Raw genomic sequence first — 22568 nt, forward strand, 5'->3', positions numbered from 1 at the left:
CTTTTCACGTCACAAAATCTCACGAGAAAATCATATCTGTGGCGGCGGTTACCACTGAGCGAGACTGGGACGGTTCCGGCTCTGAGGCGTCGATACGTTCGAGTCGTATCGCAGTTGGAGTAATCGACATTCCGATATCGACTAGGACACAGGACACGATGACGAACACCGCCACCGAAGCATCTTCGAATGCAGCTCTTGCAGCTCCTCAGCGCGAGGACGTCGCGCAGATGTTGATCGACCGTCTCGGTGATCAGCACCTGGGCCTGCGGACGCGGACGCAGGACTGGAGCTGGGACGAGGTGGTGCGCGAGAGCGCAGCGCGCGGCTCGCTGGCGAAGTCGCTTCGCGCGCCCGGACCGTTTCACATCGGAGTACTTCTCGAGAACGATCCGGAGTTCCTGTTCTGGCTCGGCGGCGCGGCCCTGACCGGGGCCACGATCGTCGGCATCAATCCGACCAGGCGTGGAGCTGAACTCGAGGCTGAGGTCCGGTACGTCGACTGCCAGCTGATCGTCACCGACAAAGCAGGCTACGAGAAGCTTGCCGGCCTGGACCTCGGGCTGACCGAAGATCGTTTCGTCCTGGTCGACGACGCGTCGTACCCGGACAGGATTGCAGCACATCACGTCGAGTCGCCTCAGATCGACCTCGGTGTCGACGCGTCGACGCTGTTCTTGCTTCTCTTCACCTCGGGCACTACCGGAATGTCCAAGGCAGTGCGGTGCAGCCAGGGGCGTCTGACGCGGTTGGCCTACGCGAACTGCGCCAAGTACGACATCGACCGCGACGACGTCTGCTACTGCTGCATGCCGCTCTTCCACGGCAACGCGTTGATGGCTCTGTGGGCGCCGGCCCTTTCGCAGGGAGCTACGGTCTGCCTCGTTCGTAAGTTCACGGCCTCGGGATTCATGCCGGACGTTCGGTTCTACGGCGCAACATATTTCACCTACGTCGGTAAGGCCTTGGGGTATCTCATGGCGACGCCGGAACTGCCCGACGACATCGAGAACACCCTCACCCACGGCTTCGGGACCGAGGCGTCGCCGGGGGACAAGGCAGAGTTCATCCGTCGTTTCGGTGCACAACTTTTCGAGGGATACGGTTCGAGTGAAGGTGCCGGTTCAGTAGTGCTCGATCCGAACCAACCTGCCGGAGCACTGGGCCGTCCCGCGAGCGAGAACATCGTCATCGTCGATCCCGATACGCGCGAAGAGCGACCCCGCGCAATTCTCGACGAGCACGGTCACGTGCTGAACCCCGACGAATCCATCGGCGAGATGGTCGACAAGGCCGGATCGAAGAAGTTCGAGGGGTACTACAAGAACGAAGACGCGATCGCCGAGAAGATTCGCCACGGTTGGTACTGGACAGGCGATCTCGGCTACGTCGACGAGGCCGGCTTCATCTACTTCGCGGGACGCAAGGGCGACTGGATCCGGGTCGACGGTGAGAACACCTCGGCCCTGATGATCGAGCACATCCTGCGTCGGCACCCCAAAGTGATTGCCACGGGTGTCTTCGCGGTACCGGATCCGCGTTCGGGTGATCAGGTCATGGCTGCGATCGAGGTCGCCGATCTCGCCGATTTCGATCCGGTCGAGTTCGCCGACTACCTTGCCGCGCAGGCGGATCTGGGTACCAAGGCAGCGCCACGATTTGTTCGCGTTTCGACCGACCTGCCCGTCACGGGCTCCAACAAGGTACTCAAACGTGAACTTCAAGCCGATCGCTGGCGGACCGACGAACCAGTGTTCCACTGGGTGGGCCGAGGCACTCCCGAATACACGTTGATGACCGAAGCTGACGTGGTGAACCTGGAGAAGGAGTTCGAGACGCACGGCCGCACGCGGTTCCTGTGAGTGAAGTTGCGCTGGTGACCGGCGCTTCCCGGGGGATCGGCCGAGAGTGCGCGCTGGCATTCGCGCGCGCCGGATTCGACGTTGCAATCACTGCTCGCACCGTTCGTGAAGGAGAGGGGCGGGCAGCCCCGCGAACGAGGCAAGGCGAGCAAGTGATTCCGGTGCCCGGCAGCCTGGAGACGACGGTTGCCGAGATCGAGTCCTTCGGTGTGCGCGCATTGGCCGTTCCGATGAACCTGCTCGATCTGGCATCCGTCCGCGGCGCCGGTGAACGGGTGCTGGCCGAGTGGGGACGTGTCGACGTGCTGGTGAACAACGCCTATGCGCAGACTGTCGGAAACATGGACCGGGTGCTCGACATCGAGATCGACGACGCTCAGGCGATGGCGATCGGGAATTATCTGCACCAACTCGCTCTGGTCCAGGTGATACTCCCGTCGATGATCAAGAGCGGCAACGGCGTAGTGGTCAATCTGGCATCGGGCTCGGCGACCATGGATCCGCCTGCGCCTCCCGGCGAGGGTGGTTGGGGTCTGTCGTACGCCGCGTCGAAGGCGTCGTTCGGACGTATTGCCGGAGCGATCAACTCCGAGTACCGAGACGCCGGAATCAAAGCGTTCAACCTGAGTCCGGGATTTGTCATCACGGAATCAGGGAAAGCCCGTGGTGGCGCGGACGCAATCGTGGACGCCGGATTTGCGGCCACACCGGCATCCGTACCCGCTGCAGCGGCGGTGTGGCTTGCAACAGATCCCGATGCGGACCGGTACCTCGGTCGCGTCGTGGATGGTCCGAAATTGATGGCGACACTGGAGGAAACGGTATGAAGCTCGGCGTGGTCGTTCCGGTCGAACTGGGTCGAAGCGGAGACCCTGATTGGATTCTGCAATTCGCCCGTGCGGCCGAGTCGCTGGGTTTCGACGAGATCTCGGCAGTGGAGCACTCGGTGGTCATCGCCGACACCGAGAGCGAGTACCCCTATTCTCCGACCGGAAAATCGCATCTTCCCGATGACTGCGACATCCCGGATCCGCTCGAACTGCTTTCGTTCGTGGCGGGTGCCACAACCACTTTGGGCTTGTCCACTGGAGTTCTGGTGCTGCCCAATCACAATCCGGTAGTGCTCGCCAAACGATTGGCGACGCTCGATCGCCTTTCCGGTGGGCGATTGCGCATCTGCCTCGGCCTGGGGTGGATGAAGGAAGAGATCGAGGCGTGCGGCGGTGACTTCGAGCGCCGCGGCAAGGTAGCCGATGAGGCCATCGCGGTGATGCGTTCACTCTGGGCGGGCAAGGAAGCAGTCGATTTCGACGGCGATTACTTCTCGTTCAAGGGTGCGTACAGCTGGCCGAAGCCGCACCGCGAATCCGGAGTTCCGCTCTACATCGGTGGACACAGTCTCGCTGCTGCTCGGCGAGCAGGCCGGTTGGGTGATGGTTTCCAGCCGCTGGGACTGGCCGGTGAAGATCTCGACAAGGCTGTAGCGGCGATGAAAGCGGCTGCGGTGAAGGCAGATCGAGATCCTGCCGACGTATCGCTGGTACTCGGTGCGACACTGCCCAGGCTCGACGAAGCGAAACTCGACTGGGCACGCGGGTTGGGAGCCGATCGAATCGTGTTGTCCGCGAGTCGTCGTGGCACGTCGCTGGAACTGATCATCGACGAAATGGCCGAATGCTCGAAGCGGCTGGGGCTGAGTAACTAGGAGTGCGGGCGTGACCGGCAGCCATCGGAGCGGCTGCCGGTCATTGCTGTAGTTATTGCTTGGTCAGCAATTTGCTCCGGAGCTTTGCGATCGTGTCGGCGTCAAGTTTCAGCACGTCCTGCGAAAACTTCTCCCACCCACCGAACTGGTCGCGAATCTTGTCGAGTACTGGCTGAATCTGGCTGGGACGCTGCTCCATCAACGGTTTCAACAGATCGACATCGATTCCTTTCGAAGACAGAAACGTGTAGGTCTGTTCGTTCTTGGCTTTGTTGTAGGTGTTCGACAGGACGAAGTCGTCGACGATGGTCTTGTCAGGAACACCCAGAATGCCGAGAAGTAGAGCTGTCATCAGTCCAGTGCGGTCTTTGCCTGCCGTGCAGTGGTAAGCGACTGCGGACTCGGAATCGGCGATGGTCCGTAGGGCTTGGGAATACCCAGTCATTCCGTCAGGCTTGGACAGTTGGTCGACGGCGCCGGTGTCGCTGATCCGGACGGCTTCACCGCCCCCGAGCACCTGCTCCACGATTGCAGGGTCACCAGATTTCAGGGCACTCGTAATCGCTGTGGCAAGAGCCTGAGTGCCGGCATCCAGGACTGCCGTGTTGACCACTTTCACGTTCGCGGGAACCTTGTCTGCTCCGTCCTTTGCGATCTCGCTGTCACCTCGGAAATCGACAACGGTCCGGATGCCTGCGTTCTCGATCGTTTGTTGATCGTCAGCAGTCAGATCGCTCAAGCGGTCGCCACGAAAAACCAGGCCCCACTTGACTGATCGGCCGTCGGCTGTCTCGTATCCGCCGACATCACGCACGTTGGCTGCGCCCTGCAGCGTCACGTGGCGGGTTGACGCGATGGTGGAAGTGCCGTCCTCGTCTATGACCTCGAAGTACCAGCGTGACAGTGGGTCGAGGCCGTCGACCTCAGTGGAGAAGCCGTCGACCGTGCCAATTTCCTTTCCTTCTGCGGCTGGGTTTTTCGGGTCGGTGGCGGCGAATACACGCACCTTTTCCGAGCCGCCGTGTTCCCAGACCAGTGAGTAGTGTCCGGCGGACGCTGATGTCACGTCGAGGTCGGTCGGCGTTTTCGCCGACTCGGCCTTGCTGCATGCGCCGAGTACGAGCATGAGTCCTGCCGCCGACAGCGCAAGAACTCGAGTTTTGCAAGTAGCCATGGGTCCTCCGAATCCAATTGGAAATCGGAGGCTACGCACCAGTGATCACTGTGTCGTGACCGTGTTGTGCAGAGCGGGAAAACTGCAGGCTGGAGTGCTTGTCGCCGATGATGATCAGGGATGGGCCAGCCCGTTCAGGAGCATCGCGCCGACAAAGATGGCACTGCTTGCGCGGGCGCTGCAGGACGGGTTGATCGCAATCGACGAACTCTGATCGAAGCGCGAGCGATCGGGTGCGTCGATCCGGGAGTCAGTCGAGGGCGGTGGCGTCGGTTGTCGGCGTCTTGGTGCCGGGAGTCGCTTCGATGTCGAGAACGACCTGGCTGTCGGTGGCTTCTTCGGGGAAGACGTACCGACGCATGGCCCACCAGCGGAAGGCCGTCGCCAGCAGGGTCCCGATGATCGATCCGCTGATGAAGTCCGCGAAGTTTTCCATCAACACCGACACCTCGGGTTGACGCAGATGGAACACGTACCGGGAGGTCCAGAGTGGTACCTGGTTGATGGCCAAACCGATACCCGCGACGATGAAGAACAGAGCGGCCTCGTGATGGCGCTGTCGACCACCGCGCTGCGCAAACGACCATTCGCGGTTGAGGACGTAGGACAGAACCGTCGCGATCAGGACCGCAAGGATGTTGGCCGTCACCGGGTGCTGAGGCAGAACCGTCCACTTGATGCCGAAGAACAGCACCGTGGTGACGATGAAGGCGATGCCGCCGACCACCAGGAACTTGAGCATTTCTGCGTGCGGCAGGACGCGCACGAGAACCCGCTCAGGAAGCCTATTGACCATCTTTTCGACAAACGCCATTGTTCGAGGCTAACCCTGAATACGACGGAGGGCACAAATCGTCGATGCCCGTGTCGGCAAGATCATCAGAATCCGTACCCGAGAATTGCGGGCTTCTGCGCGTTGAAAGCGAAGTCGAAATTCAGGATCTCCTGCGGATCGGACGCGTGGAGTCGGTGCGCCGCCGCGAAGGTCTTGGCCTGGTGCTCGCCCAAGTACAAGCTGCTCAGGACATCAGAGGGCATCGTGATCGCAGGCACCGCGTCAGTGGCCGCACAGGTGGCCTTGCCGCCCTTGACCTGAAGTGCGAAGGTTCCGCCGGCCTTCAGGAACGGATCTTCGACCTTGATGACGGTGTCCAGGTCAGCAGCATATTCACGAGCCTCGAGAGCCGCGGGAACGTCCATGATGCGCAGCCACAGTCGATCGGAGCGCGTCGTCGTCCGGGCAAGACGGTAGTCCGTCAGCATCAGCCGGAGAGGATCGGCAGGATGCTGGCGTGTCTCGATCCGGGTGACGAGGTCGAGGCCGCAGATCGTGCGCCACAGCGCCGCGTGCGCATCTTCGGTGATCGTCACGAACTCGTCGATCCGGGCGATGCTGTCGCGGCCCTCGCTCGTGTGCCGGTAAGCGATGTATCCGTCCGCGTGTGTCAGAAAGAACAGTCCGGAGGCGCCGTCACGATCCTCGGACGGGTCGGCGAACATATGGTCCCAGAGCGGTTGCGGACGGACCTGAGCGCCGGGTGTCTGCAGCCGCCAGCGGTCGTAGATCTCGGGAAGAAGCGTCGAGGCAGCTTTGATGTCGACGATGGACACGCCACCATTGTCGGGCACCTCGGGGCGGAATCGTGCGAAGCGGCGATCGAGGGTGATGCCTTCGCTGAAGGTGGCCGGGCCGTATCCGAAGCGGTTGTAGATGCCGGCCTCGCTGGCCGTCAGGGCCGCAAGTGGTGCTCCGGTCGACTCGATGTGGGCGTGAAGTGCAGTGAACATCGAGCGTAGGACACCACGTCGACGGTGAGTCGGGGCGACGGATACCCAGGTGATTCCGCGCGTGGGGAGTTGGCGTCCGCCGGGCACGGTGAATTCCATGTCGATTTCGATGGCCACGCCGACGGGTAGGTCACCGTCGACGGCGAGGATGATGTCCTCGGGCTTGTAGAGCGCCTTCGTCAGTTCGCTGACCGCGGGAGACGGGTGAAAACCGAACCCCACCGAGTCGAGTAGTTGGAGAGCCGGCCAGTCGCTCTCGGTAGCGGTGCGGATGGTGATCTTGTTTTCGGGGCTCACGTATATCGACTTTGGCATAGATTGCGTGAAGACGCACATGAATATCGGGGCTGACGTTTCCGCACCGGCTCCCAGGGGTACCGCCCGACGGACCAGTCCTGCGGCACGGAGAAAACCGATACGGAGAAACACTGTGGCGATCACCGACATCAAGGAATATGCCCATCTCACCGAGGAAGACGTCGAAGCGCTCGGGCGCGAGTTGGACGCCATTCGGCTCGACATCGAGGAGAAGCGCGGCGCGCACGACGCTCGATACATCCAGCGGACGATCGCGTTTCAGCGCTCTCTGATGGTGGCCGGCCGCATCGTCTTGTTCGCCAGCAAGAAGAAGCCTGCCTGGATTCTGGGGACTGCGCTGCTGGGGGTCGGCAAGATCATCGAGAACATGGAACTCGGCCACAACATCATCCACGGCCAGTGGGACTGGATGAACGATCCCGAGATTCACTCGAGCAACTGGGAGTGGGACAACACCTGCCCGTCCTCGGGATGGAAGCACTCGCACAACTTCACCCATCACAAGTTCACCAACATCGTCGGACTGGACAACGACGTGGGCTACGGAATCATGCGCGTCACGCGCGATCAAAAGTGGCACGCCGACTATCTCTTTCAACCGATCACGAATTTTGTGCTCGCGACCCTCTTCGAGTGGGGAGTGGCACTGCATCACCTCGAAACGGACAAACTCCGCAAGGGTGAGGTGAAGTGGTCCGAGAAATCGGACATGGCCAAGGACGTCGGTAAGAAGATCGCGCGTCAGGTGGCGAAGGATTACATCCTGTTCCCCGCCCTGACCGGCCCCGCGTGGAAGACCACGTTGACGGCGAACGTCGTTGCGAACCTCATCCGAAACTACTGGAGTTACGCCGTCATCTTCTGCGGGCACTTTCCCGACGGTGCCGAGAAGTTCACGCTCGAGGAATTCGAGAACGAATCGCGCGCTCAGTGGTACCTACGACAGATGCTGGGCTCTGCCAACTTTCATGCCGGTCCCGTCATGGCCTTCATGAGCGGCAACCTCTGCTACCAGATCGAGCATCACTGCTTCCCGGATCTGCCGAGCAATCGGTACTCGGAAATCGCGGTGCCGTTGCGCGACCTGTGTGACAAGTACGACCTCCCGTACACGACCGGGCCGCTGTGGAAGCAGTACGGATTGACTCTGCGCACCATCTGGAAGTTGTCGCTGCCCAACAGGTTTCTCTCGGCTTCCCAGGACGACGCTCCGGAGACGCACTCGGAGTTGAAGTTCCGCATCCGAGGCGGAATCAAGGAAGTGTTCGGCGTCGATCCGCAGACGGGTAAGCGGCGCGGACTGCGAACAGCGATCGCGATGGTCTCGAGCTGATCAGTTACCGCTTGTGCGCCATTGAACGAACCACGAGATCGCCGGTCGACTGGATTGCCTGCACCAGCACGATCAAGATCACGACTGCGACGAACAGCACCGGTGTGTTGAATCGTTGGTAGCCGTACTTGATTGCGAAGTCGCCGAGTCCACCGGCGCCGATGGCACCTGCCATGGCCGAGAAGCCGATCAGCATCACCGCCGTCAGGGTTGCTCCTGCTACCAATCCCGGAACGGATTCGGGCAGTAGCACCTTGGTGATGATGTCTTTGTCGGTGGCGCCCATGGACCGCGCTGCCTCGACGCGTCCGGAATCGACTTCACGCAAGGCGTTCTCGACGACGCGCGCAAAGAAGGGCACCGAACCGATGGTCAGCGGGACGATCGCTGCCGTGGCGCCGAGCGCTGTTCCGACGATCGCCCTCGTTGCCGGGATGAGGAGCACCAACAAGATGACGAACGGCAGCGAACGGCCGATGTTCACCACGGTGCCCAGAACCGAATTGAGGACGCGGTTGGGACGGATTCCGTCGGGCGCGCTCGCGTGCAACAGAACACCGAGAGCGATACCGATGATCACGGTGAGCACGAACGAGACACCGACCATGTAGAGCGTGTCGAGTAGGGCTTCCCATGCTTCGCCCAGGGAATCCTGCCAGGACGTCTTGTTCATGAGAACGTCACCTTCACTCCGCGCTGCGAAAGATGTTCTTCGACAGACTTTCTTGTCTCTTCGTTGCTGACGAGTCCCGTGTGCGAGGCGAACTCCACGCGAAGGCGACCGACCTGATGGGATCCGATGTCCTCGATACCGCCGGAGATCACGGTGACGTCGACATCGAGATCGCGCGAGAGTTGGGAAATCACAGGCGAGGTCGACAGCGAATCGACAAAGGTGAGGAGTGCCGGAATTCCGGTCGGGGACGTTCGCACCGTTCCGGCCGGCAGTAGCGCCTCGCCGAGGGGTGAGTCCGGGTCTGCGACCAGTTCGGTGAGCGTTCCCTCGTCGACGATGCGTCCCTGGTCGATCAGGGCGGCGCGGTGACAGATCCGTCGAACCACGTTGAGCTCGTGGGTGATCAGAACAATGGTCACACCCAGACGTCGATTGAGGTCGGCGAGCAGGTCGAGGATCGAATCGGTCGTATCCGAGTCGAGGGCGCTCGTGGCTTCGTCGCACAGGAGGACATCGGGAGAAGCCGCCAAGGCCCTCGCGATCCCGACCCGTTGTTTCTGTCCGCCGGACAGTTGCGAAGGGAAGGCGTCACGTCGGTCTTCCAGGCCGACCAACTCGATCAGCTCGTCGACGCGGGCACGGCGATCTGCCCGCGAGTATCCCGCCACTTCGAGAGGGAAGGCGATGTTGGCGGCGACCGAACGGGAATGCAGCAGGTTGAAATGCTGGAACACGACACCGATCCGCTTGCGTGTGTCGCGCAGTTGCGCTGGGCTCAACGCGGTCAGATCGGTGTCGCCCAACAGAATCCGGCCACTGGTCGGGCGTTCGAGCAGGTTGAGGCAGCGCAGCAAAGTCGACTTGCCGGCGCCGCTTTTGCCGATGATGCCGAAGATTTCGCCGTCTTCGATTTTCAGGGATACGGAATCGAGTGCATGCAGAACTTGTGTGCCGCTGCGGTATTCCTTGGAGACCGATTCGATCGAGAAGACCATGACGGGTCTCGATCAGGTAGCGCTGGCCGGAATGACCGAGCCCTGGTAGGTCTGCTCGATGAACGTCGCGACGTCGGCGGACGTCAATGCCTCGGCCAACTTCTGTACTCGCGCATCGTTTTCGAGCGAGGTGCGTACGGTCAGGACATTGGCGTACGGGTTGCCCTCGGCCTTCTCGAGCACCAGGGCGTCCTTGGCCGGGTTGAGGCCACCTTCGATTGCGTAGTTGCCGTTGATGATTGCGAGATCGACATTTCCGTCGTCGAGCGTGCGCGGCAGCTGCGGGGGATCGACCTGGGTGAACGTGAGTCCCTTGGGGTTGTCGATGATGTTCTTCTCGCTGATCTGCGTGATGTCGGTGCCGGGGGCGCCCAACTGCTGATCGAGCTTGATCAATCCGGCCTGCTGCAGCAGGTACAGCCCACGGGCGAAGTTCGTCACGTTGTTGGACAAAGCGACCGTTGCGCCCTGGCGCAGGTCGGCCACGTTGGTGACCTTCTTGGAATATGCACCGAGGGGCTCGACGTGGACCTTCGCCACGGCGACCAGGTCGTCGACACCCTTTTCCTTCGACCACGATTCCTGGTACGGCACGTGCTGGAAGAAGTTGGCGTCGGTGTCTCCGGCTTCGAGCACCTCGTTGGCGTCGAGATCGCCGGTGATCTCGCTGACCTCGATCTTGGTGTCACCGAGCAGGCCCTTTTCTTCGACGAACTTCAGGATCTCGGCGTGCGGAACCGAAGAAGCGACGATGCGAAGAGGTGCGTTCTCGTCGGAGGAGTTGTCGCTCGAGCACGCGGCTACGGTTCCGACTGCGACGGCGGCCACTGCGAAGGCAGCGAGGAATCTTCTGGTGCGCGAGCGTGACATGTGAATCTCCAAGACATAGCCGAACGCACGCCGAGATGGCGTGACAGTTGCTGAACGCTAGCCCGGTAAACCTCCCGTGAGGAGATACAGAATCACCGCGATTTTTTCATGTACCTATTGTCCGAGCAGGATGACCGGAACGTCCTCGGCAAAATCGACTACCAGTTCGCGACGCGAGAACAGCCAGGTGCCGTCGACCTTTTGGAAGCTGTCCTGGTAACGGATCTCGATCCGGTTGTCCCGGTGGCCCTCGCCCCGCGGATAGATGTGGTGAGCGGAGCAGTAAGCCTCACCGTGTGCGGTGGTGGGGCCGTCGAGGTCGAGGATCTGCTGCTCGACGATGTGCCGGGTCGAGTGCAGATGTGAGACGGCATCGACCACCGAACTACTGACGACGGTGTTCCCACGTATCTCCGTCGGCGCATCCGTTCCGTTCAGTGCCGGCGGCAAGACGAATGCCACGTCGTCAGTGAAGAGAGCCGCAAGTGCAGTGGTGTTTCGGCGGTCGACGGCCTGTGCGTACCTGGCGGCCAAGTCGGTGAGAGCGACGCGATCCGAGGAGTCCATGCGCATATCTCACCCTATGTGACGCCGCTCATGTTTCGGCTTCCCGCTCATCGAGACACTCACAGCGCCCACCTGGGCATCTGGTTAGCGTCCAGGCCAAGAGTTGCCAGCCATGAATGCCATAGGAGAAACAGCGATGGATCTGAGGGAATCGCCCGAGCAGCAGGAGCTCCGCAAGGAGTTGCGCGCGTACTTCGCGGCGCTGCTGCCGGAAGAGAAGCGTCGCGCGGCCGGCGAGCAAGGTGTGGGTGGCGAGTACTTCCGCGAGATCGTGAAGTTGCTGGGCAAGGACGGTTGGCTCGGTATCGGCTGGCCCAAGGAATTCGGTGGACAGGGACGCTCCATCGAAGAGCAGTTCGTGTTCTTCGACGAGGTTCAGCGCGCAGGTCTGCCGTTTCCCTTCGTGACGGTCAATACCGTCGGACCGACGTTGATGAAGTACGGCACCGAAGAACAGAAGGAACGTTTCCTGCCCGGCATCCTGGCCGGCGACATCGTCTTCGCAATCGGGTACACCGAGCCCGAGGCCGGCACCGACCTTGCGTCACTCAAGACTCGTGCGGTTCTCGACGGTGACGAGTGGATCGTCGACGGCAACAAGATCTTCACCAGTGGCGCCAACACTGCCGACTACGTGTGGCTGGCCTGCCGCACCGACGCGGATGCCCCCAAGCACAAGGGAATCTCGATCCTGATCGTCCCCACCGAGGATGCAGGCTTCGAGTGGTCACCGATCAACACCGTCGGCGGCTTGATGGTGACGTCCACGTACTACTCCGGCATTCGAGTTCCGTCGAAGGACGTTGTGGGCGAGGTCAACGGCGGCTGGCAGCTCATCACGGCTCAGCTCAACCACGAGCGAATCGGCCTGGCGGCCATCGGTGGTCGCACGTACGGTCTGTGGAACCTGGTCCTGGACTGGGCCAAGGAAAACGGCGCCATCGACATCCCGTGGGTGCAACAGGACTTCGCTCGCACACACGCCAAGCTCGAGGCCATGCGACTGCTGAACTGGAAGATGACGGCAGCCGTCGCACAGGACACGCTCTCCGGAGCCGACGCCGGTGCCACCAAGACGTACGGGACCGAGACTCACGTCGACGTCTACCGCACCCTGCTCGGAATTCTCGGCTCCGCCGGTCGCATCCGCCCCGAGTCTCCGGGCGCTCTGCTTGCCGGTCAGATCGAGCAGATCTCGCGTCAGGGTGTCGTGAACACCTTCGGCGGCGGCGTCAACGAAGTTCTGCGGGACATGGTCGGCACCATCGGCTTGGGACTCGTTCGCGAAAAGAGGGTCAAGTGAGCGACATTTCGGCGCAACTCGACGCTTTTGTCGGCCAGACGCTTGTTCCCACCACCTGGGGGCCAGACGAGGTCAACATCCCCATGATTCGGCATTGGGCCGAGACCATGGGCGATACCAACCCCGTCTACCTCGACGACGACGCTGCCCGCGCCACCGGTCGTGACGGCGTCGTCGCTCCCGCTCAGATGCTTCAGGTCTGGATCATGCGGACCTTTACCGACAAGATGGCGGGCAACGACCCGTCGCAGGTGTGGACCGATCTGATCGCCACCCTCGACGCAGCCGGCTACAGCTCTGTCGTGGCCACCGATTCCGATCAGGAGTTCTTCGCCGAACTGCGCCCAGGCGATCGCGTTAACTACACCGAGGTCATCGAGTCGATTTCGCCGGAGAAGAAGACCGGCCTCGGTGTCGGACACTTCGTCACGACGCTCAAGACCTACCGCAACGGTGACGATCAGGTTGTCGGCACCCAGCGGTGGCGGACGCTGCGGTTCAAACCTCAGGAATCTGCTGCGCCCGAAGCTCCTCGTGCACTGCGCCCGCGTCCGGCTCTCAACGCGGACAACGCTTTCTGGTTCGAAGCAGCCAAGGAGCACCGTCTGGTGATCCAGCGCTGCACGTCCTGCAAGACGCTGCGTCATCCCACCGGCCCGATGTGCGGGGAGTGCCGGTCACTCGAGTGGGACACGATCAACGCGTCGGGTCGTGGCACGGTGTACAGCTTCGTGGTCAATCACCACCCCAAGATCGACGCGTTCGACTACCCGCTCATCGTTGCGGTAATCGAACTCGAAGAGGGAACCCGATTGATCGCCAACATGGTGGGTATCGCGCCCGAAGATGTCGTGGTCGACATGCCCGTGGAACTTGACTGGATCGACGCCGACCCGGATCTGACGCTTCCCGCGTTCCGGCCGGCCGTACGCGAGGAGCACTGATGGACTTCAATTTCAGCGAAGAGCAGGAAGCAATTCGCGCACTGGCCGACGAGGTCTTCACCAGCAAGGCAACGATCGAGCGCACCAAGGAGATCGAACTCTCCGCCGAGCGCGTCGACCGTGAACTGTGGCGCGAACTCGCGAGCACCGGGTTGCTCGGTATCGCCCTGCCGGAGGAGTTCGGCGGCGGTGGCCTCGGCTTGTCCGAGCTGTACGCACTGCTCGAACAGCAGGGACGTCACGTTGCGGCCGTGCCGATCTGGGAAACGACCCTTGCAGCATTGGCTGTCAACGAATTCGGCTCTGATTCCCTTCGCGCCGAACTCCTTCCGGGAGTTGCCGACGGCAGTCGATTCCTGACCGTCGGTCTCGAAGAGTTCGGTCCGTACACTGGCGGCGACCCACTGACCACGGCTGAGCAGGACGCCGACGGCAACTGGACTCTGACGGGTGAGAAGGCAGTAGTGCCGATGACTCACGTCGCGAACCTTGCTCTCGTTTCGGCAACCGCTTCCACTGGTACGGCACTGCTGCTGGTCGACCTGAGTGCCGAGGGAGTGACGCTCGAACAGACGCAGTCCACCAGTTGGGAGATCTGTGCCAACGTCACCTTTGCCGGTGCCCCCGCGCAGCTGATCGGTGCGGCTGACGGCACCACGGTTCCGTGGCTGATCGACCGCGTTCAGCTGGCATTGGCCGCAATCCAATGGGGCGTCGGCTCGGGTGCAGTCGCGCAGGCCGTCACGTACCTGAACGGCCGCAAGCAGTTCGGCCGTCCGCTGGCGACCTTCCAGGCCGTCAATCATCAACTCGCTGACTGCTACATCGATCTCGAAGCGATGCGCGTGACACTGTGGCAGGCCGCCTGGCGCATCTCCGAGGGACTGGATCTCGGCACCTCGGTACTGGTCGCCAAGTGGTGGGCTACCGACGGCGGACAGCGCGTCGTGCATCGCACCACGCATGTTCACGGCGGCATGGGCGTCGACACCGACTACCCGGTTCACCGTCACCTGTTGTGGGGCAAGCAGATTGCTGCCACCCTCGGTGGTTCCAGCTCCGATCTAGCGCGTCTGGGTGCGCAGCTCGCATCCGGTGTGGAGGTGCTCGCATGACCGTACTTGCCGGTCGCAGTTACGCAGACGTCGTTGTCGGAGAGGCATTGCCCGAGTTGGCGATCCCGCTGACCCGCACGTTGATCGTCGCCACGGCAATCGCCACTCGCGATTTTCAGGACGTGCACCACGATCCGAGCCTGGCCCAGGAGCGTGGCTCGAAGGATGTCTTCATGAACATCCTCACGAGCAACGGTCTTGTCGGTCGATACGTCACGGACTGGGCCGGATCTGCATCGACCCTGCGCCGCATCGCCATTCGTCTCGGGGCGCCCAACTACCCGGGTGACACCATGACGATGACCGGTGAGGTCGTGTCCAAGGAAGACGGAGTGGTCGTGGTCAAGGTGCAGGGTGCAAACAGCCTCGGCAACCATGCATCCGGCACCGTCGCAGTCGCTTTCAAGGAAGAGGAGAGGCCCTGATGGCGATCAGCCCACTCTCGGGAGCCGCCGCCATCGTCGGCATCGGATCCACCGAGTTCTCCAAGAACTCCGGCCGCACCGAACTGCAGTTGGCGTGTGAGGCCATCGTCGCGGCACTCGCTGACGCCGGTATCGATCCGTCCGAGGTCGACGGTCTGTCCACCTACACGTCGGAGACGAACGGCGAAGCGATCGTGGCTCGCAACTGTGGTCTCGGCGAGCTGAAGTTCTTCTCGCGCATTCACTACGGTGGCGGCGCTGCGTGTGCCACCGTGCAGCAGGCGGCCATGGCAGTTGCGACGGGTGTTGCCGACGTCGTGGTTTGTTACCGCGCCTTCAACGAGCGCTCCGGTGTGCGCTACGGCCTAGGGCAGCACGATCGCCCCATGGACAGCACCGCGGATCGCGCGGCATATGCGTGGATGACTCCGCAGGGATTGTCGACTCCCGCTCAGTGGGTCGCCATGTTCGCCCGCCGCTACATGCACCAGTACGGTGCGACGAGTGAGGACTTCGGACGAGTTGCAGTGGTGGCGCGCAAGCATGCCGCCAACAACCCGGCTGCTTGGTTCTACGAGCGTCCGATCACGCTCGAGGACCATCAGAACTCGCGCTGGATCGCCGAGCCGCTGCACCTGCTCGACTGCTGCCAGGAAACCGACGGCGGCCAGGCATTGGTCATCGTCTCTGCCGAGCGCGCAAAGGATCTGGCCAACAAGCCCGTCGTCATCAAGGGCGCCGCTCAGGGCAGTAGCAAGGATCAGCACATGATGACCAGCTACTACCGGCCCGACATCTCGGGTATCCCGGAGATGGGCTTGGTTGCTCGTCAGCTGTACGGCCAGAGCGGCCTGACACCGGACGACATCAACGCCGCGATCCTGTACGACCACTTCACTCCGTTGGTGCTTCCCCAGCTCGAAGAACTGGGCTTCTGCAAGCCAGGCGAAGCCAAGGACTTCATCCGCGAAGGCAACCTCGAGATCGGTGGACGCCTGCCGTCCAACACTCACGGTGGTCAGGTCGGCGAGGCGTACCTGCACGGTGTCAACGGAATTGCCGAAGGTGTGCGACTGGTGCGAGGCACGTCGACCAACCAGCCCGAGGGCGTCGAAAACGTATTGGTCACAGCCGGAACAGCAGTACCCACCAGCGGTCTCGTTCTCGGCGCTGTTTGAGAGAGGAAAAGACAGTGACAACTTCGGAAGCTGCGAAGACCGCCGGCGATTGGCGTGGAGCCGATCTCGGGACCCGCACCGTGTCGTACACCGAGCGCGACGCGATCCTGTACGCACTTGCCGTGGGCGCCAAGGCGACCGAGCTGGACCTCGTCTTCGAGGATCAGCTTCGGGTACTGCCGACCTTTGCTCTGACGCTGGCGCAGTGGGCTCCCGACGCTCTGGGTTCGGCGGGCGCCTTCGACACCTCGACGGCACTGCACGGCTCGCAAGAGCTGAAAGTGCTTGCTCCGCTTCCGCGTAGCGGTGACGTGACCTTGAAGGCTTCGGTCGGCGAGGTGTGGGACAAGGGCGCAGCGGCCGTGTTCGAAGTGAAGGTGGAGTGCGAATACTTCGTCGCGACCTGGTCACTTTTTGCCCCCGGTGCCGGTGGATTCGGCGGAGAACGTGGACCCTCACGTCCGGCGGAGCCGACCGGCGAGCCTTCGTTGACCGGTGTGCTGACCACAGCGGAGAACCAGACGGCGATGTACCGGCTCCTGGGCGACAAGCACCACATCCACATCGATCCCCAGGCTGCGGCGCGGATCAACCAGCCGCGTCCGATCATGCACGGCCTGTGCACGTTGGCCGCCAGCACACTCGAGCTTGCTCGGGTCGCCGGAGTGCATCCGGCTGATCTTGTCAGTCTCGAAGGTCGATTCGCTGCGGCGATCCATCCGGGTGAGGCGCCGTCCATCGTTGCGTGGGGAACTCCCGACGACCTGGCCTTCCAGGTCACCAAGGGTGATCAGGTAGCGATTTCCGGTGCACGAGTGAGCTTCTCCGCTCGCTAGTCCCTCCAGACTCAACTGCGGGGTGCTTGACCCCTCGTCGCGCCCCGCAGTTGTTCACACGAAGAAGCAGCCCCCGAGCGAATCCGCTCAGGGGCTGCTTCGTATTTGTTTCAATCCTGGTGGGTCGCCATGTAGCGAGCCGGGTACTCACCGCCGCCGTGAACGGCGATGTCGGCGCCGTTCACGTACGAGGAGAGCGGGCTCGCCAGGAACAGGCAGGAGTTGGCGATATCGGCCGGCACGGCCATGCGCTCCATCGGAATGGTCCTGGTGACCGCAGCGCCGCCGTCGGCGCCGTAGACCTCGGCGGCAGCCTCGGTACGGATCAGGCCGGTGGTGATGTGGTTGATCCGGACCTTCGGCGCCCATTCGAGGGCCAATGCCTTGGTCAGAACGAGGAGGCCTGCCTTGGCTGCGCTGTACGCCGCGGTTCCGGGCTGCGGGTCGATCGCCGAGACACTGCCGATGTTGATGATGGCGCCGCCGTCGTCCTGAGTCTGCATCACTGCATTTGCGGCCTGGGCAACGTTGAAGGGTGCCAACAGGTTCAGGGCCACGATCTTCTCGACGAAGCGGGGTGACACCGTCGCAGCGTCGGCGTCGGGGGAGCCGCCGGCGTTGTTGACCAGGACGTCCAGACGGCCGAAGCGCTCGACGGCATCCTGGACGAGGGCTGCGGCGTCGGCGGGATCGCGGACGTCCGTGGCGCGAAAGGCTGCGCTACGACCGTCGGCAGTGGGTAGGTTTTCGGGCTCGTTACGGCCACAGACCAGCACGTTCGCACCCGCGGCGAGGAAGGTTTCGGCGATGACGTAGCCGATGCCTTTGGTGCCGCCGGTGACGATCACCGAGCGTCCGCTGAAATCGACGGGGTTGGGCAGTGTCACGGTGGAGCCTTCCTGGTGCGGTGCCGAGCTGAATTGGCGCCCAATGTGATTGACGCGACGTGGTCGCACACCTTAGGGTCAAGCAAGTGCTTGGTTGTTTTGTAGGTCGAGTGTAGACGACAAACAGCGGCAGTCACCAGAATCGACCGGTCCCTCCCGCAAAAGGGACCTCTGCGTCGACGGACATTGGAGTAGTCACATGGGCAAGCTCGAAGGCAAAGTCGCACTCATCACCGGTGCGGGTCAGGGAATCGGGCAGGGGATTGCCCTGGCCTTGGCCAAAGAGGGCGCCGTGATCGCCGTTGCCGGCCGCACCGAATCCAAGTTGCACACCACGTGCGGACTACTGGCTGACATCGGTGCGCGCGGTGAGGCGGTGGTCTGCGACGTCAGCAAGAAGGACGACATCACCGACGCCGTGGACCGTACCGTCGAACTGTTCGGCGGAATCGACATCCTGGTCAACAACGCCAACGACTGCAAGCCCGGCCCACTCTTGAGCGTGCTCGACGAAGACTTCGAGCGTTCCTTCGCGACGGGGCCGCTCGCCACCCTGCGCATGATGCAGGCGTCGTACCCCCACATGAACAGTCGTGGCGGTGGCGTCATCATCAACATGGTCACCTCGGCGGCGGTGCGCTGGGATGCCAGTAACTACGGCGCTTACGGTTCCATCAAAGAAGGCATGCGCTCGTTGACCCGCGCTGCGGCCTGTGAATGGGGCAAGGACAACATTCGCGTTCTCAATGTTGCCCCGCACGCCAAGACTCCCGCGTTGCAGTGGTGGATGGACAAGAATCCCGAAGAGGCAGCGGCATTTGTCGCAGGTATTCCGCTGGGACGCGTCGGAGACCCCGAGACCGACATCGGTCGTGCCGTCGTCTTCCTCGTCAGCGAAGACGCCGGGTACCTCACGGGTGCCACGATCCCGCTCGACGGCGGCCAGTCGCGCTGGGGCTGACCGCCATCGACCCGATCAGGTCATCACGGCGCCGCCGTCGACGGCAATCGTCTGGCCGGTGACGTTGCGAGCCTTGTCACTGAGCAAGAAGGCGACCATCTCGGCGATGTCTCCGGGCGTCTGAGCTCGACCCATCGGAACCATCTGTGCGACAAAAGAATCGAAGACGTCAGCATCGGAAACATCTGTGAGCGAGGGATCGCGTCGACGCAGTTCCTTGATGGTTCGAAGCCACATGTCGGTGAGGATCAGGCCGGGCATGACCGTATTCGAGCGAAGTCCTCGAGTCGCACCGATCCGGGCGACGCTGTGACTCATCTCGATCACGGCGGCCTTCGACGGTCCGTAGTGCGCGAGCATGTCACCGCCCAAGCGGGCACCGATCGACGCGATGTTGACGATCGCTGCCGGACCCTCGGTTCTGCTCACGAATTCGCGGCACATCAGGAAGCTGCCCTTGGTGTTCACCGCAAAGGCGTTGTCCCACTGGTCTTCGGTGATCTCGAGGAACGGAGTGAAGACGCCGATTCCGGCGCCGTTGACGAGTGCAGTCGGGCTTCCGGCCGATGCAGCCACGTCGAAGGCGTTCTTGACGTCACCTTCACGTCGAACATCGCATCGTGCCGTGTGGACTGCTACGCCAAGGCTTTCCAGGCGTGCTGCGGTGTCGGCGAGTGCAGCCTCTTCGATGTCGAGGAGAAGCAGGGTGCCGAAGTCCTCCGCAAGGCGCTCGGCAATAGCGGCGCCCAACCCGGCAGCTGCGCCGGTGACAATGGCTACGGGCGCGCTCACGGCAGGTGCGTTTCGAGCAGTGGGGCAAGCAGTTCGGCTGCGCGCGCCGCCGTGATGACCTCGCTCGGGTCCACCTTGGTCACGACTTTCGAAGCAGAATCTTCGTAGACATGCTCACCGATGAGTCGCCCCTGCTCGTCGTACGGCCAGACAAATGCCAAGGTCCGACGCACGAGATACCAACCGTCGGGGTCGATGTCCGACGACTGTTCGGGGGCTGCGGGGGTGGATCCACCCGATTCGTGCACCGCGCCGAACACCCCGTCTCCCAGAATCGATCCTGGGACGAATTGACTGAAGAGAGTCTCACCCGAGAATCCGCTGTCGGAGACCGCGAAGTCGGACTGTCCGGTCCACATGACAAGGGTGTCCGTCTCGGCGAGTGACTGGTAGAAGTTGGTGACGGCGTCCATGCCGTCGAGGACAATCGACTGCCCGTCTTCGAACAACCGGTAGACGGGTTCTTCGACGGTCATGTCGGGCGAGAGGATTTCCTTGTAACGACCGGAGACCTCGAGCAATGCGTGGCGCCGGTAGTTTCGGAGGATCTTCTGGTGCCGCGGATTGTCGATGGTTTCCAATTGCTTTTCGACGCCATCCATCATGTGGACGAATTCGTGCTCGTACTTGCTCATCACATCTCCTGGTTTCGCGGATTCGGCGGGCTGTCCGGATCTGCGACAACTGTGACCTGACGTGGCATTCGCTGTACATGTAGAACTTCGTTCGACAATTGCCGGTTTGCTTAACTCCGCTGTTCAGATACCGTGATGGTCATCACTTTGCTGGCGAACAGCGGCCTAAGACAACCGAATGGACGGTAATGAAAAAGGCGAGAAGAGGTGAAGATCTGAATCTGCGGTTGGTGTCCTCGTTGCTCGTCGTCGTGGCGGAAGGGCACTTCGGCCGAGCGGCAGACCGGTTGTTCGTCACGGCGCCTGCTCTCAGTCAGCAGATTCGTCGACTCGAGGAACAGGTGGGTGTCGAGTTGGTTGATCGCAGTTCGCACCCGGTGGTGCTCACCGCCGCGGGTGAGGTGTTCGTCGCGGATGCGCGGCCCGCTCTCGAGTTCGCCGTTCGCGCGATGAACGGGCTCGACGCACTCGAGCGTCGGCGGGCCAGGCGGTTGCGGATCGGATTCATCAACGGGGCGGCCGGAAGTTTGGGACGTGCGGTGATCGATTCGTTGCATGCGGAGGTGGAGCTGGTCCAATTGGACTGGTCCCAACAGGTTTCCGCGGTGGCGAGCGCGACCGTCGATGCCGCCTTCGTGCGCCCTCCACTGCCGGTGCTCGACGGTGTGGTGCTCGAACGGATCGGCGTCGAACCGCGGGTGGTGGCCCTGCCTCGAGGACACCGACTGGCGGGCCGTACGAGTATCGAGATTTCTGAAATAGATGGGACTGTGCAGGTTTCGAGTGACGGTGCGCCACCCGAATGGGTGAAATGGTGGTCGGTGGACCCGCGCCCGAGTGGTGTACCCGTCCGGTACGGTCCCTCTGTCCGCACGATGGACGAAGCGCTCGAGGTTGTCGCCAACGGTCGGGCGGTGGTGATAACGGCAGCAACCATTGCCGAGTACTACACCCGCTCGGATATCAGTTTCGTGCGCATTTCCGACATCGAGCAGTGTTCGATCGATCTGTGTACCCGCGAGGGCGACAGCAGTCTGGCAGTGATCGAGCTACGCAAAGCTGTTTCAGCCCTCGGTGCCGACAGGTGATTGCCGTGTCCTGATGTGATGCGCATGTACTCGGATGGAATATGCATTCTTGCCGTCTTCGTTTTAGTCGGTTAGACTAAAAACATGATAACGATCAGCACGGCACTTGAAATCGTCGAGGCAGCACGAGTTTCGGCCGATGTGTTCGGGGGAGACTCCAGCGATCTCGACTCCCGCCGCGCTGCAAAGCGTCGTTTTCATCGGCTCGCCTCAGCCATTCATCCGGACCGGGCGAAGCCCGAAGATCGGGTGCGATACTCGGCCGCAACATCTCGATTGAACGAGCTTTACCGCAGTTGGACAGCGGAGTTCGAGCCGGCAGATTCTCGACCCGTTTATGTCGGCGAGCGGGGCGAGTACATGTTGGGTGGACTGGTAGCGCGCGGCTCGGTCGCTAACCTGTACCGGTCCGATGCCGGTGTCGTACTCAAGATTCCGCGAAACCCTCGGGCGAACTCGATGATCGAGGCCGAACGGAATGTGCTGACGGACATCGAGAATTCGTGCGAAGCCGGTTGGGCAGTCTCGTACTTCCCGCGATTGATCGATCAAATCACCCATGTGGGCAGCGGCACGAGACGTCAGATCGATGTGCTGGACGATCTGACCGAAGGTTTTGTGAGTCTCGCCGACGTCCGTGAGGCGTATCCGGGTGGCCTCGATCCACGGGACTGGGCGTGGATGCACCGACGGCTACTTCGGGCTCTGGCAGCAGCTCATGCGACTGGTTGGGTGCACACCGCGATTACCGCGGAGAACGTGCTGATCGAGCCTGATCGGCACGGGGTGGTGCTGGTCGGCTGGTCCTTTGCCACCCGTACGGGCAGCCGCCCGGTGGCGACGATCGGTTCCGATCGTGATTCGTACCCACCGGAACTCGGCGAAGGAGCGTCTCCGGCCTGGGACGTCTACATGGCTCATCATTTGATGCTCCGAATGCTGGGCGAGCAGACCCACGAACGGATGAAGGTGTTTGCCGACGGCTGCATGCAGGACAACCCGAGATTGCGTCCCGACGCGGTCGACCTACTGGGTGAGTTCGACGAACTCCTCGATCTTCTCTATGGCCAGCGGACATTTCGTCCGTTCGCCGTTCCATCCACGAAAGGACAGTGA

23 protein-coding genes are annotated in these 22568 nt (G+C 62.1%); 13 read left to right on the top strand and 10 right to left on the bottom strand.

From position 1 onward, the window contains the following. Nucleotides 1-230 precede the first annotated feature (230 nt). The 3 genes from casI to ABIE52_RS27015 are packed head-to-tail and all read left to right on the top strand — an operon-like array spanning nt 231 to nt 3567. Complete coding sequence (casI, locus tag ABIE52_RS27005) at nt 231-1862, top strand: steroid-22-oyl-CoA synthetase (RefSeq protein ID WP_037128859.1); 1632 nt, start codon at nt 231-233, stop codon at nt 1860-1862. Next, nucleotides 1859-2689, top strand: coding sequence for an SDR family NAD(P)-dependent oxidoreductase (locus ABIE52_RS27010; protein ID WP_030536994.1), 831 nt, complete (start codon nt 1859-1861; stop codon nt 2687-2689). Before casI ends, ABIE52_RS27010 begins: the two co-directional genes overlap by 4 nt. Further along, nucleotides 2686-3567, top strand: a complete 882-nt coding sequence (locus ABIE52_RS27015; protein WP_058037669.1) for an LLM class F420-dependent oxidoreductase — start codon at nt 2686-2688, stop codon at nt 3565-3567. Before ABIE52_RS27010 ends, ABIE52_RS27015 begins: the two co-directional genes overlap by 4 nt. Before the next feature lie 52 nt (nt 3568-3619). Here ABIE52_RS27015 and ABIE52_RS27020 read toward each other — a convergent pair whose 3' ends face one another. The 3 genes from ABIE52_RS27020 to ABIE52_RS27030 form a co-directional block, all read right to left on the bottom strand. After that, complete coding sequence (locus ABIE52_RS27020) at nt 3620-4741, bottom strand: tyrosine-protein phosphatase (RefSeq protein ID WP_082845730.1); 1122 nt, start codon at nt 4739-4741, stop codon at nt 3620-3622. Nucleotides 4742-4991: 250 nt separating this feature from the next. Beyond that, nucleotides 4992-5555, bottom strand: a complete 564-nt coding sequence (locus tag ABIE52_RS27025; RefSeq protein ID WP_003939753.1) for a GtrA family protein — start codon at nt 5553-5555, stop codon at nt 4992-4994. Between the two features lie 65 nt (nt 5556-5620). Beyond that, nucleotides 5621-6826: an enhanced intracellular survival protein Eis gene (locus ABIE52_RS27030; protein ID WP_064444211.1), complete on the bottom strand. Its 1206-nt coding sequence runs from the start codon at nt 6824-6826 to the stop codon at nt 5621-5623. 133 nt (nt 6827-6959) lie between these two features. Between ABIE52_RS27030 and ABIE52_RS27035 the strand changes: the two genes are divergently transcribed. Next, nucleotides 6960-8180: a fatty acid desaturase family protein gene (locus ABIE52_RS27035; protein WP_021331991.1), complete on the top strand. Its 1221-nt coding sequence runs from the start codon at nt 6960-6962 to the stop codon at nt 8178-8180. Between the two features lie 4 nt (nt 8181-8184). Here ABIE52_RS27035 and ABIE52_RS27040 read toward each other — a convergent pair whose 3' ends face one another. The 4 genes from ABIE52_RS27040 to ABIE52_RS27055 form a co-directional block, all read right to left on the bottom strand. Next, complete coding sequence (locus ABIE52_RS27040; protein WP_007732650.1) at nt 8185-8853, bottom strand: methionine ABC transporter permease; 669 nt, start codon at nt 8851-8853, stop codon at nt 8185-8187. After that, nucleotides 8850-9851, bottom strand: coding sequence for a methionine ABC transporter ATP-binding protein (locus ABIE52_RS27045; protein ID WP_064443730.1), 1002 nt, complete (start codon nt 9849-9851; stop codon nt 8850-8852). Before ABIE52_RS27045 ends, ABIE52_RS27040 begins: the two co-directional genes overlap by 4 nt. Before the next feature lie 12 nt (nt 9852-9863). Further along, complete coding sequence (locus tag ABIE52_RS27050) at nt 9864-10721, bottom strand: MetQ/NlpA family ABC transporter substrate-binding protein (RefSeq protein ID WP_003940478.1); 858 nt, start codon at nt 10719-10721, stop codon at nt 9864-9866. Nucleotides 10722-10835: 114 nt separating this feature from the next. Then, the gene (locus tag ABIE52_RS27055; protein WP_063315782.1) at nt 10836-11294 is read right to left on the bottom strand and encodes a nuclear transport factor 2 family protein; all 459 of its coding nucleotides are present in this window, start codon (nt 11292-11294) and stop codon (nt 10836-10838) included. Nucleotides 11295-11424: 130 nt separating this feature from the next. Here ABIE52_RS27055 and ABIE52_RS27060 point away from each other — a divergent pair, with 130 nt between their 5' ends. From ABIE52_RS27060 to ABIE52_RS27085, 6 genes are read left to right on the top strand one after another with little or no spacing between them, the layout of a single operon-like run. After that, nucleotides 11425-12591 (top strand): acyl-CoA dehydrogenase family protein, encoded by a 1167-nt coding sequence (locus ABIE52_RS27060; RefSeq protein WP_003940442.1) that lies wholly within the window; start codon nt 11425-11427, stop codon nt 12589-12591. Then, a complete protein-coding gene (locus ABIE52_RS27065) occupies nt 12588-13535 on the top strand; it encodes a bifunctional MaoC family dehydratase N-terminal/OB-fold nucleic acid binding domain-containing protein (RefSeq protein ID WP_054827060.1) in 948 nt (315 codons plus the stop codon). The genes ABIE52_RS27060 and ABIE52_RS27065 overlap by 4 nt, the downstream gene beginning before the upstream one ends. Continuing rightward, nucleotides 13535-14650 carry an acyl-CoA dehydrogenase family protein gene (locus ABIE52_RS27070; protein WP_030537002.1) on the top strand — a complete coding sequence of 372 codons (1116 nt, stop codon included), beginning with the start codon at nt 13535-13537 and terminating at the stop codon, nt 14648-14650. The genes ABIE52_RS27065 and ABIE52_RS27070 overlap by 1 nt, the downstream gene beginning before the upstream one ends. Then, nucleotides 14647-15075: a MaoC family dehydratase gene (locus ABIE52_RS27075; RefSeq protein WP_003940399.1), complete on the top strand. Its 429-nt coding sequence runs from the start codon at nt 14647-14649 to the stop codon at nt 15073-15075. The genes ABIE52_RS27070 and ABIE52_RS27075 overlap by 4 nt, the downstream gene beginning before the upstream one ends. After that, entirely contained in the window at nt 15075-16253 is a 1179-nt protein-coding gene (locus ABIE52_RS27080; RefSeq protein WP_003940050.1) for a lipid-transfer protein, read from the top strand. Before ABIE52_RS27075 ends, ABIE52_RS27080 begins: the two co-directional genes overlap by 1 nt. Before the next feature lie 14 nt (nt 16254-16267). Next, on the top strand, nt 16268-17089 hold the full coding sequence (locus tag ABIE52_RS27085) for a MaoC/PaaZ C-terminal domain-containing protein (RefSeq protein ID WP_007732645.1): 822 nt from the start codon (nt 16268-16270) through the stop codon (nt 17087-17089). Between the two features lie 110 nt (nt 17090-17199). Here the strand turns inward: ABIE52_RS27085 and ABIE52_RS27090 are convergent, their stop codons facing one another. Then, nucleotides 17200-17976 carry an SDR family oxidoreductase gene (locus ABIE52_RS27090; protein ID WP_003940546.1) on the bottom strand — a complete coding sequence of 259 codons (777 nt, stop codon included), beginning with the start codon at nt 17974-17976 and terminating at the stop codon, nt 17200-17202. Nucleotides 17977-18175: 199 nt separating this feature from the next. Here ABIE52_RS27090 and ABIE52_RS27095 point away from each other — a divergent pair, with 199 nt between their 5' ends. After that, nucleotides 18176-18937, top strand: coding sequence for an SDR family NAD(P)-dependent oxidoreductase (locus tag ABIE52_RS27095; protein WP_007732643.1), 762 nt, complete (start codon nt 18176-18178; stop codon nt 18935-18937). Nucleotides 18938-18952: 15 nt separating this feature from the next. On the opposite strand, the gene ABIE52_RS27100 is transcribed toward ABIE52_RS27095, so the two are convergent. Together ABIE52_RS27100 and ABIE52_RS27105 are read right to left on the bottom strand one after the other, a co-directional pair. Continuing rightward, nucleotides 18953-19729: an SDR family NAD(P)-dependent oxidoreductase gene (locus tag ABIE52_RS27100; RefSeq protein ID WP_192712214.1), complete on the bottom strand. Its 777-nt coding sequence runs from the start codon at nt 19727-19729 to the stop codon at nt 18953-18955. After that, complete coding sequence (locus tag ABIE52_RS27105) at nt 19726-20364, bottom strand: hypothetical protein (RefSeq protein ID WP_007732640.1); 639 nt, start codon at nt 20362-20364, stop codon at nt 19726-19728. Before ABIE52_RS27105 ends, ABIE52_RS27100 begins: the two co-directional genes overlap by 4 nt. Before the next feature lie 188 nt (nt 20365-20552). Here ABIE52_RS27105 and ABIE52_RS27110 point away from each other — a divergent pair, with 188 nt between their 5' ends. After that, complete coding sequence (locus ABIE52_RS27110; RefSeq protein WP_192712215.1) at nt 20553-21452, top strand: LysR family transcriptional regulator; 900 nt, start codon at nt 20553-20555, stop codon at nt 21450-21452. A gap of 84 nt (nt 21453-21536) precedes the next feature. Beyond that, entirely contained in the window at nt 21537-22568 is a 1032-nt protein-coding gene (locus tag ABIE52_RS27115; protein WP_192712216.1) for a hypothetical protein, read from the top strand.

This window comes from Rhodococcus sp. OAS809 (assembly GCF_040546695.1).
In the GTDB taxonomy this organism is placed as follows: Bacteria; Actinomycetota; Actinomycetes; order Mycobacteriales; family Mycobacteriaceae; genus Rhodococcus_F; species Rhodococcus_F qingshengii.